Source organism: Mycobacteroides sp. LB1 (assembly GCF_013449725.1).
In the GTDB taxonomy this organism is placed as follows: domain Bacteria; phylum Actinomycetota; class Actinomycetes; order Mycobacteriales; family Mycobacteriaceae; genus Mycobacterium.
This window is the reverse complement of record NZ_JACCFF010000005.1, coordinates 249,235-264,607: the sequence shown is the minus strand read 5'-3', so window position 1 is coordinate 264,607 and position 15,373 is coordinate 249,235. Positions and strand designations below refer to the sequence as shown.

Below are 15,373 nucleotides of genomic sequence, written 5' to 3'. Positions count from 1 at the left end.
GCTGTCGCCATGGCCTCTCGCGATCACGGCGATCCGGGCGATGCGCCCACCATCGCCCCACCCCTGACAGACGTTGCCAATCCGGCTAGACCATCGGCCGCGGAGGAGGCCCGAACCGTCGCGGCGTCCACGAACATCGCGACGCTTGCGACTCTGTCCGCCGAGGGTGACCCCTGGGCTTCGCTGGTCACCTACGGGCTGCTGGACGGGGATCCGGTGCTGTGCGTCTCGCGAATGGCCGAGCACGGCCGCAACCTGATGCGTGATGCCAGGGCAAGTGTTTCGATCGTGGCGCCCAACCCGCCCGAGGACCCGCTCGCCAATACCCGGATCACCCTCGCCGGGGCGGTGCGCCAGCCGAGTCCGGAAGAGTTACCCGCGGCGCGAGAGGCGCATATCGCCGCGGTGCCGGCCGCTCGTTACTACATCGAGTACAGCGACTTCACCGTCTGGCTCCTGGCGGTTGACCGAGTGCGTTGGGTTGGTGGCTATGGCCGCATGGACTCGACAAGTGGTGCCGAATACCATTCGGCCTCATCGGATCCCGTCTCCACCAACGCCGCCGGTGCCATTAGTCACCTCAACGATGACCATGGGCAGGCGCTGCTCGATATGGCGCAACGACTGGGCGGATATCCGGACGCTACCGCGGCGCGCTGTGAGCGGGCGGACCGGTACGGGTTGGACATCAGGGTGAGCACTCCGCGGGGGTGGGCGGTGACCCGAGTCGGATACGTCGATCCGATTGATTCGATCGACGACCTACGGCTCGCCACGGTGCAGCTGGCGCAGCTAGCACGTTAGGGCGTTGGTTTCCGCCAATCAGTGAGATTGTGGATAACTTGAAGATTGCTCGAATGACTGTGGATAACAGCATGATCCGATCGTTACTCGAACGTACGTTCGAGTAACGTGATGGCATGTTCCCCACCGATCCAGCTGCCGAGGCGGCCCGGCTCGTCGACCGAATCGCCGAGCTGGAGCGGATGAAGGCCGCGGCTGCCGCGGAGCAAGCTCATGCCACGGTGCTGCTCGACCGTGCCCGCCGCGCGGATGAGGCCGCCAAGGGAGTGCCTCGGCGTCGGCAGGGGATGGGAGTATCCGCGGAGGTGGCCTTGGCGCGGCAGGATTCGCCGGCCCGTGGCAGCCGTCACCTCGGCTTCGCGAAGGCGCTCGTCCACGAGATGCCTCACACGCTCGCGGCATTGGAGTGCGGCGCGCTCAACGAATGGCGCGCGACGATTCTGGTGCGCGAAACCGCCTACCTCGCCGTCGAGGACCGGCAGAAGATCGACGTCGAGATGTGCGCGGACGTGGCGTGGCTGCACGGAATGGGCGATGCCAGGCTCACCGCAGAGGCGAAACGCCTGGCCTATCGGCTGGATGCCGAGGCCGTGGTGCGCCGTGCACGTCGAGCGGAGAGTGAACGCCGAGTATCCATCCGTCCTGCACCCGACACCATGACCTACCTGACGGCACTGCTGCCGGTGAAACAGGGAGTGGCTGTGTACGCGGCTCTCAAACGGGCCGCCGATACATCAATGGATCCTGTTCGCGGCCAAGGGCAGATCATGGCCGACACCCTGGTGGAACGGGTGACCGGCGTATCAACCGCCGAGGCTGTGCCCATCGGCGTGAACATCACGATCTCCGATGAGGCCCTACTTGGCGGGGGTGTCGAGCCCGCCACTATCGCGGGTCACGGACCTGTCCCTGCGGGAGTGGCGCGCAGGCTCATTTCCGATGCCGTCAGTGCCGGTGCGAAGGTCCTCGCGCGGCGGTTGTATCGATGCTGTGGCACGGGTGCCTTGGTGACCTCAGATTCGCGAAGTCGCCTGTTCCCCAAGGGATTGGCCGAGCTGATCGACCTCCGCGACCAAACCTGCCGCACACCGTACTGTGATGCTCCGATTCGCCACCACGATCATGTCGTCGGGAGTGCACGGGGTGGGGCGACCTCATTCGACAACGGTCAAGGCCTCTGCGAGCGATGCAACTACGTCAAAGAGGCGCCGGGTTGGAACGCAACGTCTGTGCTCGGTCCGGATCGGCACACCGTCGAGATCACGACACCGACGGGAACCGTCTATCGGTCCACGGCGCCACCACTGCCTGGGTAGATCCGGGTAAATGGCCACACGGCGACGACATAGATAAGTACGACCGTGACCGGCACGATGAACGGCAGCCAGGACTGTCCCTGCACGGGTAGTGCGGTGGCGAGCAATGCCGCGCATGCGAACAGCAGCGCGGGAATGATCACCTCATTTCTGACGGCAATGACGGCGGAGGGCAAGTGCAGGGGATAGGCGGTGAGCAGATAGGTCGCGGCCGTGAGGCCGGAGAGCGTTGCCAACACTGCGGGAGTGTTACCCAGCGCCAATGCACCGATGGCCGATAGCACCGCGAGTATCGCGGCTATCCGAAACCGAAGACCGGCGAGAACCAAGACCGTCGCGCAAACCGCTACCGGTACAGCATATTTTGTGATCCCACCGACCGCTGCTGTCACCATCAAGAGGCCGAGAGCGGCAGCGACTATCGCGCGTACGTTCATCTGCGCCGTCCGATTCGTTGGCGCTGCGGTATGAGATGCATCGCGTGGTTGAGTCCGGCGTCCTGGCTCCAGGCGATCACATCGACACCCGTCACGGCGATGTTGCGGTACATCCGCGAGCGCTCCAACCGCCACCAACGCGCGACGATCGGATCTGGTTCTACACGAAATGGCAAGCGATCGAGCACATCAACTACCAGGACGGGGTGCCCGCGTCGCCGAAGGTCGGTAAGCGCAAGGCCGAAATCGGCATTCAAAAGGGTGGAAAATGCCACGACGATCGAGTTGGGCGGCATCGCGGCACGTGGGGCAAGCGCGCTGGTGCTTTGCGAATGCCACTCTTCGGCATCGAGAACGGCATCAAGCACGCGGTAGAACTGGTGACGGCCTATATCAGGAGAAAGCCACCGCGGTGCACTGCCCAACACGACAACGCCCGCGCGGTCGCCGCGCTGCAACACCGACTGCACGAGCTGCGCCGCACCGCGCGCGGATCGCTCGGTCGCCGTGGTCGCCGGGCCCAACGGCTGCGGATAGGCGTCGATGAGAACAACGAGATCGGCTGCGCGGTCCGTGAGCCGGTCGGTGACATGTAAGCGTCCCCGTCGCGCGCTGACTCGCCAATTGACCGTCCGCAGAGAGTCGCCCGGGACATACTCACGGATATCCGCGTACTCGACGCCAGACCCATGGTGTCTCGTCAGATGTGTGCCGATTCGATCGGGTAGCTCGGCAGGTGGTAGCGCGACATCCTGCGGGTCCGCGGATGGATACACACGCAACTCGGCGACAGAAAGCGGGATCGGAGCGCCAACCCAGAGCCCGGATGTCGACACCGTATGAACCTCAACCGCAATGGTGTACCGGCCCCATCGCGGGGCCGACACATGCATCGTCACCTGGTTGGGCGCGGTCGCCTCGTCCACTGTGATCTGCAGACCATCGATGTGCACGGGTCGCAGCCGGTAGACCACGGCCGAATCGCTCGACTCGACCGATGCGGTGAAGGTCACCGTCTCAGACTCCAAGCACCGCAATGGATCTGGAATATCCGACGCCCATGCCCGGGCCTCCGCAGGCTTTCTGGCGGCGCCGACGAGAATGCCGAGGAACGGCGCCGCGAACAGGATCAGCTGCCACCGCCCGGCGATTACCGCGAGCGCCAGCGCGACGGCGGTGCAGGCGGCCAGTGCCGATATCAGCGGGGAAGCGCGCCAACCGATCATCCGGATGCCCGCGGTACCGGCAGTCGATGGAGCAGCTCGTCGACCACGTGCGCGCCGGTGATGCGGCGCACCCACATCTCGGGGCGCAGACTGATGCGGTGCGCCACCGCGGGCACTGCGAGCGCCTTGACATCCTCGGGGATCACGAAGTCACGCCCCAACAGCATGGCTCGGGCCCGTGACATCTGCACCAGGTCGAGCTCGGCGCGCGGGCTGGCACCAACCTCGACATGCGAGTGATTGCGCGTCGCCGCGGCCAGGGCGACGACGTAGCGAAGGACGTCCGGATGCACCGAAACCTGTTCGACCGCCTCTCGCATCATGATGAGGTCTTCGGCGGCGACCACTTGCGACACCGTCTGCTGCGCTGATCCCCGCGTCAATCGACGCTGCAGCATTTCGATCTCAAGGTCCTCGGTGAGGTAACCCAGTTCGAGCCGGACCGCGAATCGGTCAAGCTGAGCCTCCGGTAACGGATAGGTTCCCTCGTACTCAATCGGATTATCCGTTGCCAGCACAACGAACGGTGTTGGCAGCCTCCGAGTTTCACCGTCGATGCTGACCTGACCCTCTGCCATCGCTTCAAGCAGTGCCGACTGCGTCTTGGGTGGGGTTCGGTTGATTTCGTCCGCCAGTAGGAGGTTCGTGAAGATCGGCCCGGTCCGGAATTCGAACAGCCCGGACGACATGTCGTAGATCGTGGAACCCAGCAGATCCGCGGGCAACAGATCGGGAGTGAATTGCACCCGGGCGAAATCCAGACCCAAGGCGGCCGCGAACGACCGGGCGATCAACGTCTTGCCCAGGCCCGGCAGATCCTCGATGAGCACATGACCGCGCGCGAGGATGGTCAGCAGAATGAGTTGTAACGCATCGCGTTTGCCGACAACCACACGTCCGATCTCGTTCAGTACCGCATCCGCGTGCTGGGTCGCGACGGTGACCGGAAGTGTCGTCACATCTGTTCCAATCGTTCGAGTATCGACTGCAGTACGGCGCGGCCGGGAGCGGGATCAGCGCGGTCCGCGTACGACGCGCCATTCGGATCGACCCAGAGCCATAACTCGGGGCCAAATGTCATGCGACCGGTCGCGGCGAGCGCAGCTCGATCTTTGGACTGGCGCTGACCCGCCGCCGTCTGGAAGTCCGCCGCGATGAGCGGACGCAGGTGCCGATCCCAATCGCCACGGGTCCGTTCGGCCCAACTGATCCTCGCCTCGGCGCGGGCAAGCCATCGCTGCAACGTCTCATCCGCCTGGGGGCCTAGCGCGTCCAAGGGCTTGGGGTCAGGTGGGATTCGCACCTGCGTCCACAGCAAGTACAGCGCGACGGCCACAACAACGCCGGTGACCGGAAGGGTGAGCGCGCGCAGCGGGGTCGCAGCCACACTCGCCTCGGTCACGATCACCAGCAGCAGCGCGGCCGGCACCAGCCATTTCACTGTCTGCTCCGAAGGTCGTCCAACACGGTTTGCAGCCACCGCGCGGCGGATTCGCGGTCGGTTTGGGTCATCTGGTGCGGGCTGAATCGAGCTTCCGAGAAGAGTGAGACAAGCTGTGTGCCCGCGTGGGACTGGAGTGCACCGATATGGACTGCCCGCTGCAAGACTTCCGATGGGGTGTCTGACGCGAGTGGTGCCGCATCGGGTGCCGCGGTGAGTCCCTGCTCCATTGCCGCGTAACACGCAATGATCGATGCGCGCGGATCGCGCCCCGGTTCGGCGACCTCAGCGAGGCCGAGCTCAACGAGATGGGCCAGGGATCCGGACGTCGTATCAGCGCCTTCGGGTGCCGCGGATTGAGCAATGCCGCCGACGGCGGCGTCCGGCGCGCGCCCCCTCAACACAAGGACCATGACGGCCATACCGACCAACACCGCGCCGAGGATCAACAGTGGCGTGTCGGGCTGCTCCCGTTCGGGTTTGGCGCGTGGGGCCTGACGCGGCTCGGTGCTATCTGCCCGCCTCGGTTCCGAGGTACTTGAGGCCGGCTCCCGCACGGGATTTTCCCCCGTTGGCCTGGTCAGATAGAGCGACGTCCAGAGCGCGCCGACCAGGAGAAGCGTGCCCACGAGGGCGATGATCGCTTCGCGTCGGCTCAGACCCCGCAACCGCAAATACGACGGGCCCGCGGCGAGCGCTGGCTGCTGGCGTCGCCGACGAAGGCTCAGCAGTATGAGAATGGATAGGGCACCACATAGCAAGAGCTGCAAGGCTATTGAGTGAACCTCATCCCGAGGTTGTTCGGGTTGAGGGAGTGCCTTCGCGTCCGGCAGATAGCTGCGCAGGGCGACGACCGATAGCGCGACAAGGACGATGAGCCCGGCCACTCGAATGAGCGGCCTGTTGGCACCGTTCATGCCTCATCGTTGCACGACGACGACCATTCAGTCCCTAGATCTCGAGAAGGAGCTAGTAAATGCTGCGCTCCACCATTCGGATGTGATTGCCGGATGGGTCGCGGAACGCCGAATCTATTCCGTAGGGCCGTGTTTCGGGCTTCTCGGCGAATTCGAGGCCGCGCGCCGACATCTCCTCGTAGGACTTCTTGCAATCATCGGTGGTGAGAAACACGGTGCCCGCGAATCCCTTGGCGGCCAGGTCGAGCACCGACTGGCGGGTCGGCTCATCCATCACCGGTTCACCGGGCACCGCCATCAACACAATGTCCACATCGGGCTGTCCGGGCGGACCCACCGCCAGCCAACGGAAGTCGCCCAGCTCCGGCATGCTCACATCCGAACGGACTTCAAAGCCAACCTTTTCCGTCCAGAACGCCAGCGCGGCCTCCTGGTCGTGAACCCACAATTGCACACTGCCGATTTTCGCCATGCGCCCACGCTAGAGCCGCACGAGGGCATCCGTCTTCTCCATATGTGCTGTTTTCATATCCGGCCTGGTGCGCATGCGCAGGATGCAGCCGGGCACTCGGGCATAGGTCGACGCGGGCGGCATGCTCGCCCGATAGACGGTGGGGGACACGCCGAAGGTGCGGGTGAATGTCGAGGTAAATGACCCGACGCTGCGCAGGCCGACCTCCACACAGATATCGGCAACGGAGTGATCGGTGTACCGCAGTAGCGCGGCCGCCCGCTCCAGCCGTCGCGATTGCAGATACGCGTGCGGCGACTCTCCGAACGTCCGACTGAACATTCGGCTGAAGTGTGCGCGGGACAGCCCCGCGGCCGTGGCCAGATCCGTGACGGTGATGTCATCGGCGTACCGCGAATCCACCAGGTCCTTGGCCCGGAGTAGATATCGCGCCGGCGGCGCCTGAGTCATGAATAGGTGCCCTCTGGGATGAGGTTGGTGATGCAGAATGGGTGACCGGCCGGGTCGATCAGCACCCGCCAGCCGGCAGAATTGGGTTGAACTTCGGCCTTGGTGGCGCCGAGGCCGAGGATGCGCGCCTCTTCGGCATCCAGGTCTGCGGCTGCCAGCTCGAGGTGTAGTTGTTTCGGCACCGCACCTGCTGGCCACTGCGGCGGCTGATGGTCGGCCACCCGCTGGAACGTCAGCAATAGGGCTGCGCCCTTCAAGGCGACCATATCCGGGCTCTCGAACAAAATCTCCAGGTCAAGAACCTGCTGGTAGAACCCGGCCAGCGCCGCTGGATCGGAACAGTCGATCGATATTGCGCCCAGCCGAGCCGTTGTCGTCATGGTGATGAGCTTGTCACGAGTAAGATGACCGCGCGGACGAGTTGGCCGGGCGGCTGCGCGTTGCGGGAGATATCCCGCGACACGAGGAAAGTCCGGACTTCACAGAGCAGGGTGATTGCTAACGGCAATCCGAGGTGACTCGCGGGACAGTGCCACAGAAAACAGACCGCCACCACTGAGTCTTTCGGGAGTCAGCGGTGGTAAGGGTGAAACGGTGCGGTAAGAGCGCACCAGCGGACCGGGTGACCGGTTCGGCTCGGTAAACCCCACCCGAAGCAAGGCCAAAAGGCTGTGCTTGCACAGCTGCGGAAGTGTTCGAGGGCTGCTCGCCCGAACTTCCGGGTAGGCCGCTTGAGGTACCCGGCGACGGTGTGCCCAGATGGATGGTCGCCGCTACGCGGCCGCGGCTAGCCCGTGGCTGCGTGGAACAGGATCCGGCTTACAGGCCAACTCGCCCGCCTCGCACTACCCTGACGTGGTGACGTTGAAGCGACTGGTCGCCCGCGACCTCAGTTTCGACGGCATCCGTACGGAGTTCGCGCTTCCGGCCGAATTCGGTTCCGACGTACAGCGCGATGCCGAACAGGCCGTCGACCGTCACCACGGTGAGCGCGTCGACCGCACCGACCTGGGGCTGGTCACCATCGACCCGCCCGGGTCGCGTGATCTGGATCAGGCCCTGCACCTGGAACGCACCACCAATGGTTATGTGCTGCACTACGCCATCGCCGATGTCGCCGCGCAGATTGAACCCGGCAGCGCGTTGGACCTCGAGGCACGCCAACGGGGCGAGACCATCTACCTGCCCGACGGTTCGGTGCCGCTACACCCCTCGGTGTTCTCCGAAGGTTCGGCGAGCTTGCTGCCCAACGAGATTCGACCCGCCGCGCTATGGCGCATCGAAACCGATGACGACGCCAACCCGGTCAACTGGAGCGTCCAGCGCGCCCTCGTGAAATCGGTACTGCAGTTGACCTACCGGGAAGCTCAGGACGCCGCGGATGCCGGACACTCGCACCCCGCCATCACTGTACTCGCTGAATTTGGCCGCAAGAGAAGAGATCTCGGACTGGCCAGGGGTGCTATCGAACTGAACCTCCCGTCCCAGGAAGTGGTGCGCGGCCGCAGTGGCGAGTGGGAACTCGCCATCGAGGCCCGTACCGAAACCGACGGCTGGAACGCGCAAATATCCCTGCTCACCGGGATCTGCGCGGCGCAGATCATGCTCGACGGCGATGTCGGCATTCTGCGCACGCTGCCGCCCGCGGACGGTGATGCGCGTCGGTGGATGCGTCGCACCGCCGACGCGCTCGGACTGCCCTGGGTAAACGACATTCCGATAGGGTCGCAGCTCGCCGCGTTGGACCCCTGCGCCACAACCACATTGGCGATGATGACACAGGCCACCACACTCCTGCGGGGTGCTTCCTACCTGGTCTTCGACGGAAACCGCCCGGATGATCAGGCCGCCCAGCATGCGGGCATCGCCGCCCCCTACGCACACGTGACCGCGCCACTGCGCAGGTTGGGGGATCGATTCGCCACCGAAATCTGCCTGGCGCTATCCGCAGGCACGCCGGTCCCGCAATGGGCACGTGATGGTCTTGCCGACGCCAGATCGTCGCTGCTGAGCTCGAACACCTTGGCCAACAAGGTGGAAAAGGCCTGTGTGGACCTCACCGAGGCCACGGTGCTCGCCCCGCAGAAGGGCCAGACCTTTGATTCGGCGGTGCTCCGGGGTGCCGAAAAGAAGCGGCCCGCAGAGGTTTTCGTGACCGATCCGCCAATCCTGGCCCGCTGTGAAGGCGATCCGCCCGAGGGTCAGCGGGCCAAACTCAGCCTGCGTGAAGCAGATCCGGACAGCCGGACCGTGCTCTTCGGCTTTCCGGCCGACGGCAGCTGATCACTTCTTGTAGCGCACGGCCCTACGGAGCGCCTTGAGTGTCGTCTCCACCTGGTGGCGTGCGGATTCGGCCGCATCGTGGTCACGCTGGTACAGCACCCCGTACGTGAAGGTGTCCTCACCGGCGGTGTGCGCCTCGGCGGCCTGCGTGGCCACATAGGTGCGGCTCACCACGCTGTCCTGATGCTCACCCAGCAGCTCCTGAATATCCTTGGCTGCTTGGGCGATTCGCTTGGCGCCCTCCGCGCTGGCCACATAGCGCAGGCGCTTGGCCGACTTGCGGATCCGGTGCAACGCCTCATCGCGATACTCGCCCTCGGCGCGCGCCGCCGCCCGCGCCGCACGGCGCAACTTGCGGTACGCAGCATCGAGCGAGCCGCCCTCATCCGAATGATGGGTGCCCGGTGCCGGGCCCGCGGAAGCTACCAGCGTGTCCAAGGAATCGAGCAGCCGGAAATAGCGATGACTGCGCATCGCCGCGAGGGACCGGTGTAATCCGTTGTCGTACCGCTCCCTGGCCGCATCCACCAGCCGTTCATGCACCGGGCCGCGAATCAGCTCCTCGGGGATCTCGGCGAGTGCAGATTCGTACCGCTGTGCGAGCACCTCGGCGTCACGCGCCACCCCGAGGATGTTAGCCAGTAGACGGAGCTCGTCGAGCGGCTCGGGATTCGTGTCCAGGCCGAAGCGCTCTGGATTCGACTGCAACAGGCTGCGGATGCGCCGGATGGTGACGCGCATCTGGTGCACCGAATCATCGGTGTCCACCCGGACCGCGCGGTCCCAGCCCTGTAGCTGGTCCAGCTGTTCGAGCAGTGCCCGCTGGATCGAGTCGGTTCCTTGGGGGCGCTCGCGTTCGGGCACGTCAAGAACCCGGGCCAGCTTGGAACCATGGCCAGCAGGGGCCGCACCGGCGTCGAGTAGGCGTGCGGTGACCCGGTCGAACAGTGCGGTGTCGCCGGAAACCGACAGCTCCAGCTCCCATTCCCGCCAGCTCTGCTCGGAGCCCTCCTCATCGGAGTCCTGGCCCACCAGCCGGGCCGCGGTCACGTGGTCATCGCAGAATTCCGCGAGCTGCTCACCGTCCGCGCCGATCAGTATCAGCACCGTGCGGGCGGTACTGATACGTGCGACAGGAGCCAACTCGTTCTCGCGCACCACCGCGAGCACGGTGTCACGCAGTTCTTCCGGGACTGCAAGGGAATCCGCGTCATTACTCTCGAGGGGCAGACGTAGCTCGGTTCGGGTATCCGGCCCCGCAGGCAGCTTCACATGCCATCCCGCGTCGGTACCGCCGGTGCGGCGACGCAAGGTTATGCGATGTTGAGCCAGCCGCTTGTCGGGTGTGTCAAAGTACACGGCGTCCAAATGTTGCTGGGGCTGCTGCTCCACATGAGTGACGGCGGAGATTCCGTCGAATGACGGATTGATCGTCGCGTCCGTGACGTCGAACTTTCGCTCGACCTCGACGTGTTGAGATGGCATGAAATGTGTGCCCTGACGGTCGAAGGGACGGGATGCTCGGGTGCGCGGGCGAGACGATTACGCGACACGGTGCCACATTCAGGTAAACAATGGTCACGACTCGTCACGGGGTAATCTAAGATTCTCTTAGGGTTCTCATAAGGTCGGGGTATCGGTTTGGAACGCGATATTCGTTGCGCACCGCGTGTGGTGCCGGGTGTTGGTGTTCTGTGGTCGGTATCGTCCCCTCATGGGACGCCAGCCGTATCCACAGCTAGACCGAGGTCACCATGAAGTTACTTGTTGAGGAGTACCTGAACGGTAAGGGCGAAATCGTCTTGCCGGATGGCTATACCGTCAACTACTACCTTGAGCGTGCCATCAGCGAGCTGGGCGATGCCTTTGCCTACCGCTATCTGGACTTCAACACGAACTCCGATGGCGAACCTAACGACCTCAACTGGACGCAGCTTGGCCAGCGCTCTCGCGCGGTTGCGGCGAGACTCCAGCAAGTAACCAAGCCCGGCGACCGCGTCGCGATCCTGGCCCCTCAGGGCATCGAGTATGTTATCGGCTTTTTCGCGGCGATCGAGGCCGGAAACATTGCGGTCCCATTGTTTGCTCCGGAACTTCCCGGTCACTCCGAGCGGCTCGACGCGGTGCTCACCGACGCAGAGCCGACCGTCGTCTTGACCAACAACGCCGCGGCCGAATCCGTCAGCCGGTTCGTGCGTGGCCTGCCCCGTGACCGACGTCCGCGTGTGCTCGCCGTCGACAGTGTCCCCGATTCGGTGGGCGACACCTACGTCAAGGTGACCCCGGATACCGACGACATCGCGTACCTGCAATACACCTCCGGATCCACCCGGGTGCCTGCCGGTGTCGAGATCACCCACCGCGGGGTGATGACCAACGTGTTGCAGATGATCTTGTCCCTCGGCCTGGACGAGAGCACTCGTTGTGTCAGCTGGCTGCCGCTCTATCACGACATGGGCTTGTTATTGACCTTCTTCCCGCTGTGTGGCGGCCGGGTCACCCTCATGTCGCCGGTCTCCTTCGTACGTCGCCCTGGACGGTGGATCAAACTACTGGCGGCAGAGGCGAAGCTGGGCCGCACCCTGGCAGCTGCCCCGAATTTTGCCTTCGAGCTCACCGCCGAACGTGGCTTGCCCAAAGATGGGGAGACCCTCGACCTGAGCAATGTGGCGGGGTTGATCAACGGTTCCGAGCCGGTGAGCATTGCCTCGATCCGCAAGTTCAACGAAGCGTTTGAACCGTATGGATTGGCGTCGACCACGATCAAACCGTCGTACGGCATGGCCGAGGCGACGCTGTTTGTCTCCACCATCGCCCCCGACGCCGAGGCGTCGGCGATCTACCTTGACCGCGAGCAGCTCGGTGCCGGACATGCGGTCAGGGTGAGCGCGGATGCCGAGAACGCGGTGCCACAGGTGTCCTGCGGCAAGATTTCGCGCAGCCAGTGGGCGGTGATCGTCAACCCGAACGCGGACACCGAGCTGCCCGACGGTGAAGTCGGCGAGATCTGGCTGCACGGCGACAACATCGGCCGCGGCTATTGGGGCAGGCCCAAGGAGACCGACTTCTCGTTCCGCAACAAGCTGCAGGCCCGGCTTGACCACAGCAGCCATGCCGGTGACACCGAGCCCGGCGCCACCTGGTTCCGCACCGGAGATCTGGGCGTCTACCTCGACGGCGAGCTGTACATCACCGGCCGAGTCAAGGACCTCGTCATTATCGACGGCCGTAACCATTACCCACAGGACATCGAGGCCACCGTCGAGGAGGCCTCAGCCGCGGTGCGGCATGGTTTCGTGGCGGCGTTCTCGGCGCCCGTGAACGAGCTGCCTGTCGGCGTCGGCCAGGACAACGGGACAGGGGAGCGCTTGGTCATCGTCGCCGAGCGTGCCGCCGGTGCGGGTCGCGCCGATCCGGAGCCCATCGTCGATGCCATTCGCGCTGCCGTCTCACGGCGCCACAACCTGCCCATTGCCGATGTGCAGTTGGTTCAGGCGGGCGCGATACCGCGCACTACCAGCGGAAAGCTTGCACGCCGAGCGTGCCGCCAGGAGTATCTGGACGGCAAGCTCGGCGTGCGTGCCTAAAGTTTCCGACGAAGAACTTCAGTACGAGTGCTCGGGGGCGGGAAATACGCCGCGAGCCACCTCATCGGCATACTGCTCGGCGGCCTTGCGTAGCTCCGCGCCGACCTGACCGAACTGTCTGACGAACTTGGCGGTCTTGCCGCTGGTCATCCCGGCCATGTCCTGCCACACCAGCACTTGGGCATCGCAGTCCTTGCCCGCGCCGATACCCACGGTGGGGATGGTGAGCTTGCCGGTGATCTGCGTTGCCAGGTCCGCGGGCACCATTTCCATCACGACGGCGATCGCACCGGCCTCCTGCACGGCGATTGCATCGGCGACGAGCTGCTCGGCGGCGTCATCGCGGCCCTGAACCCGGTATCCGCCAAGGCCGTTCACGCTCTGCGGGGTGAACCCGATATGCGCGACCACCGGAATCCCGGCGGCGGTCAGCGTGGCGATCTGCTCGGCAACCCGTTCTCCGCCTTCAAGTTTCACCGCATGCACGCCGGCTTCTTTCATGAAGCGGGTGGCCGTTGCGAGAGCCTGAGCAGCGCCACCTTCGTAGGAACCGAAGGGCAGGTCGGCGATCACCAGCGCCTCGGTGGCGCCGCGAACCACACCGCGCGCCAATGGAATCAGCTCGTCGGCCGTGATCGGCACGGTGGTGTCGTACCCGTAGATCACGTTCGCGGCCGAATCCCCGACCAGCAGAACGGGAATCCCGGCATCGTTGAATACGCGGGCGGTGGAGTAGTCGTACGCGGTGAGCATCGACCACTTGTGGCCCTCGGCCTTCCACTTCTGCAAGTGGTGCGCGCGGGTCTTAACGCGGGGTTTGCGCTCCGTGTCGGAAGCAGCGCCATACAAGGCAGATTCGGACATCTCGGACATGAATGAGTCACCTCATCGATCGAATTCCTCAAGGCCCGTCTGGGTCCCTGGGTTTCTAACGATCTTCAGTCTGCCACTGCGTGGCGATGAGGTGAATAACAGAGAGGGTGGATTTGATCACACCGGCAGTCACGGCATTTGGTCACGACAGAATACCCGGCTCGCCTAGCCTGTGCGCATGCAGCGGCTTTCCGGACTCGACGCCAGTTTCCTCTACCTGGAGACACCCACCCAACCCATGCACGTGTGCGGGGTACTGGAATTAGACACCACAACCATTCCTGGTGGCTACTCGTTCGAGAAATTACGGACGAAGCTGATGGAACGGGTCGAGGGCATCTCGTCCTTCAAGGAGAAGCTCGCCGACAGCCGCCTGAACCTGGATCACCCGGTGTGGGTCGACGATGACGACTTCGACATCGACCGGCACCTGCATCATGTCGGCCTGCCCGCACCCGGAGGCAGGGCCGAGATCGCGGAGATGTGCGGACACGTCGCCTCACTGCCCTTGGATCGCGCCCGGCCGCTGTGGGAAATGTGGGTCATTGAAACCGGAGCGACCGGTGGCGGCACCCGCCTGGTGGTTATGACCAAGATGCACCACGCCTCCGTCGACGGCGTTACCGGCGCCAACCTGATGTCGGCGCTCTGCGGCCTGGAACCAGACGCGGAAGCACCCGAACCCGCCGCGGGCGTGGGCGGCGCCAACAGCCTCGAAATCGCGATCACCGGAGCCCTCAAGTGGGCGTCGCGGCCACTGAAGTTCGCCAAACTGCTGCCCGCGACCATCGGGGTCATCCCGGCCTGGCTGGAACGCTCGAAGCGCGGCGAGGCGATGACGGCGCCCTTCTCGGCGCCGCGCACCTCCTTCAACTCCACGATCACCAGCCGCCGCAACATCGGGTACGCCCAGCTGGACCTCGAGGACGTCCGCGCGGTCAAGAACCACTTCGACGTCAAGGTCAACGATGTCGTAATGGCCATCTGTGCCGGTGCGCTGCGCAAGTACCTTGAGGATCGGGGCGAGCTCCCGGAGAGCTCGTTGGTGGCCATGGTTCCGGTTTCGGTGCACGAGAAGTCGGACCGGCCGGGCCGAAATCAGGTGTCGGGCATGTTCTCCCGTCTGGAAACCAACGTGAATGACCCAGTCGATCGCCTTAGAGCGATCGCCGAGGCCAACAACGTCGCCAAGGAACACACCGCCGTGCTGGGTGCCACCCTGCTGCAGGACTGGAGCCAATTCGCGGCGCCTGCGGTCTTCGGAACCGCGATGCGGGTCTACTCGCGCATCCGGTTGGCCGACCGCCACCCGGTGATTCACAACCTGGTGGTTTCCAATGTGCCGGGACCACAAGTGCCGCTGTATTTCTTGGGCGCCGAGGTCATCGGGATGTACCCGTTGGGGCCGATCTTTCACGGCGCCGCGCTCACCGTCACGGTGATGTCGCTGAACGGGAAGCTCAACGTCGGCCTGATCTCCTGCCCCGATCTGATGCCCGACCTGTCCACGCTGACCGACGATTTCGGCGTGGCGCTGCAGGAGCTGAAGGCTCGCATCTAATCCGGC

The 15,373-nt window shown here is 64.5% G+C and carries 15 protein-coding genes and 1 other RNA gene; 6 read left to right on the top strand and 10 right to left on the bottom strand.

The window, feature by feature from the left end; genetic code table 11:
* The first annotated feature begins 9 nt into the window (after positions 1–9).
* On the top strand, positions 10–804 hold the full coding sequence (locus MLB1_RS19510) for a DUF2470 domain-containing protein (protein WP_180751495.1): 795 nt from the start codon (positions 10–12) through the stop codon (positions 802–804).
* Between the two features lie 116 nt (positions 805–920).
* Positions 921–2,120 carry a DUF222 domain-containing protein gene (locus MLB1_RS19505; RefSeq protein WP_180751494.1) on the top strand — a complete coding sequence of 400 codons (1,200 nt, stop codon included), beginning with the start codon at positions 921–923 and terminating at the stop codon, positions 2,118–2,120.
* On the opposite strand, the gene MLB1_RS19500 is transcribed toward MLB1_RS19505, so the two are convergent.
* From MLB1_RS19500 to MLB1_RS19465, 8 genes are read right to left on the bottom strand one after another with little or no spacing between them, the layout of a single operon-like run.
* Positions 2,087–2,557 (bottom strand): hypothetical protein, encoded by a 471-nt coding sequence (locus tag MLB1_RS19500; RefSeq protein ID WP_180751493.1) that lies wholly within the window; start codon positions 2,555–2,557, stop codon positions 2,087–2,089. The genes MLB1_RS19505 and MLB1_RS19500 overlap by 34 nt on opposite strands.
* Positions 2,554–3,783: a DUF58 domain-containing protein gene (locus MLB1_RS19495; protein WP_180751492.1), complete on the bottom strand. Its 1,230-nt coding sequence runs from the start codon at positions 3,781–3,783 to the stop codon at positions 2,554–2,556. Before MLB1_RS19495 ends, MLB1_RS19500 begins: the two co-directional genes overlap by 4 nt.
* On the bottom strand, positions 3,780–4,742 hold the full coding sequence (locus MLB1_RS19490) for a MoxR family ATPase (RefSeq protein WP_180751491.1): 963 nt from the start codon (positions 4,740–4,742) through the stop codon (positions 3,780–3,782). Before MLB1_RS19490 ends, MLB1_RS19495 begins: the two co-directional genes overlap by 4 nt.
* Positions 4,739–5,224 (bottom strand): hypothetical protein, encoded by a 486-nt coding sequence (locus tag MLB1_RS19485; protein WP_180751490.1) that lies wholly within the window; start codon positions 5,222–5,224, stop codon positions 4,739–4,741. The genes MLB1_RS19490 and MLB1_RS19485 overlap by 4 nt, the downstream gene beginning before the upstream one ends.
* Positions 5,221–6,141: a DUF4129 domain-containing protein gene (locus tag MLB1_RS19480; RefSeq protein WP_180751489.1), complete on the bottom strand. Its 921-nt coding sequence runs from the start codon at positions 6,139–6,141 to the stop codon at positions 5,221–5,223. The genes MLB1_RS19485 and MLB1_RS19480 overlap by 4 nt, the downstream gene beginning before the upstream one ends.
* A gap of 52 nt (positions 6,142–6,193) precedes the next feature.
* Positions 6,194–6,613, bottom strand: coding sequence for a VOC family protein (locus MLB1_RS19475; RefSeq protein WP_180751488.1), 420 nt, complete (start codon positions 6,611–6,613; stop codon positions 6,194–6,196).
* A gap of 9 nt (positions 6,614–6,622) precedes the next feature.
* Entirely contained in the window at positions 6,623–7,063 is a 441-nt protein-coding gene (locus tag MLB1_RS19470) for a helix-turn-helix transcriptional regulator (RefSeq protein ID WP_180751487.1), read from the bottom strand.
* Positions 7,060–7,443: a VOC family protein gene (locus MLB1_RS19465; RefSeq protein ID WP_180751486.1), complete on the bottom strand. Its 384-nt coding sequence runs from the start codon at positions 7,441–7,443 to the stop codon at positions 7,060–7,062. The genes MLB1_RS19470 and MLB1_RS19465 overlap by 4 nt, the downstream gene beginning before the upstream one ends.
* A gap of 37 nt (positions 7,444–7,480) precedes the next feature.
* On the opposite strand from MLB1_RS19465, the gene rnpB reads away from it, so the two are divergent.
* Positions 7,481–7,901, top strand: an RNA gene (gene rnpB / locus MLB1_RS19460) — RNase P RNA component class A.
* Between the two features lie 20 nt (positions 7,902–7,921).
* Entirely contained in the window at positions 7,922–9,346 is a 1,425-nt protein-coding gene (locus tag MLB1_RS19455; RefSeq protein ID WP_180751485.1) for an RNB domain-containing ribonuclease, read from the top strand.
* Here MLB1_RS19455 and MLB1_RS19450 read toward each other — a convergent pair whose 3' ends face one another.
* Positions 9,347–10,831: a CYTH and CHAD domain-containing protein gene (locus MLB1_RS19450; protein ID WP_180751484.1), complete on the bottom strand. Its 1,485-nt coding sequence runs from the start codon at positions 10,829–10,831 to the stop codon at positions 9,347–9,349.
* Positions 10,832–11,100: 269 nt separating this feature from the next.
* On the opposite strand from MLB1_RS19450, the gene MLB1_RS19445 reads away from it, so the two are divergent.
* Positions 11,101–12,933 (top strand): fatty acyl-AMP ligase, encoded by a 1,833-nt coding sequence (locus MLB1_RS19445; RefSeq protein WP_180751483.1) that lies wholly within the window; start codon positions 11,101–11,103, stop codon positions 12,931–12,933.
* Positions 12,934–12,951: 18 nt separating this feature from the next.
* Here MLB1_RS19445 and panB read toward each other — a convergent pair whose 3' ends face one another.
* A complete protein-coding gene (panB, locus tag MLB1_RS19440) occupies positions 12,952–13,797 on the bottom strand; it encodes a 3-methyl-2-oxobutanoate hydroxymethyltransferase (RefSeq protein ID WP_180751605.1) in 846 nt (281 codons plus the stop codon).
* A gap of 187 nt (positions 13,798–13,984) precedes the next feature.
* Between panB and MLB1_RS19435 the strand changes: the two genes are divergently transcribed.
* Positions 13,985–15,367, top strand: coding sequence for a wax ester/triacylglycerol synthase family O-acyltransferase (locus MLB1_RS19435; RefSeq protein WP_180751482.1), 1,383 nt, complete (start codon positions 13,985–13,987; stop codon positions 15,365–15,367).
* The last annotated feature ends 6 nt before the right edge of the window (positions 15,368–15,373 follow it).

Excerpts from the sequence above, each read along its gene's own strand:
- MLB1_RS19500 (WP_180751493.1), bottom strand. The coding sequence starts at position 2,557 with ATGAACGTACGCGCGATAGTCGCTGCCGCTCTCGGCCTCTTGATGGTG.
- MLB1_RS19505 (WP_180751494.1), top strand. The coding sequence starts at position 921 with ATGTTCCCCACCGATCCAGCTGCCGAGGCGGCCCGGCTCGTCGACCGA.
- MLB1_RS19445 (WP_180751483.1), top strand. The coding sequence starts at position 11,101 with ATGAAGTTACTTGTTGAGGAGTACCTGAACGGTAAGGGCGAAATCGTC.
- MLB1_RS19475 (WP_180751488.1), bottom strand. The coding sequence starts at position 6,613 with ATGGCGAAAATCGGCAGTGTGCAATTGTGGGTTCACGACCAGGAGGCC.
- MLB1_RS19470 (WP_180751487.1), bottom strand. The coding sequence starts at position 7,063 with ATGACTCAGGCGCCGCCGGCGCGATATCTACTCCGGGCCAAGGACCTG.
- MLB1_RS19495 (WP_180751492.1), bottom strand. The coding sequence starts at position 3,783 with ATGATCGGTTGGCGCGCTTCCCCGCTGATATCGGCACTGGCCGCCTGC.
- MLB1_RS19465 (WP_180751486.1), bottom strand. The coding sequence starts at position 7,443 with ATGACGACAACGGCTCGGCTGGGCGCAATATCGATCGACTGTTCCGAT.
- MLB1_RS19480 (WP_180751489.1), bottom strand. The coding sequence starts at position 6,141 with ATGAACGGTGCCAACAGGCCGCTCATTCGAGTGGCCGGGCTCATCGTC.
- MLB1_RS19510 (WP_180751495.1), top strand. The coding sequence starts at position 10 with ATGGCCTCTCGCGATCACGGCGATCCGGGCGATGCGCCCACCATCGCC.
- panB (WP_180751605.1), bottom strand. The coding sequence starts at position 13,797 with ATGTCCGAATCTGCCTTGTATGGCGCTGCTTCCGACACGGAGCGCAAA.
- MLB1_RS19450 (WP_180751484.1), bottom strand. The coding sequence starts at position 10,831 with ATGCCATCTCAACACGTCGAGGTCGAGCGAAAGTTCGACGTCACGGAC.
- MLB1_RS19435 (WP_180751482.1), top strand. The coding sequence starts at position 13,985 with ATGCAGCGGCTTTCCGGACTCGACGCCAGTTTCCTCTACCTGGAGACA.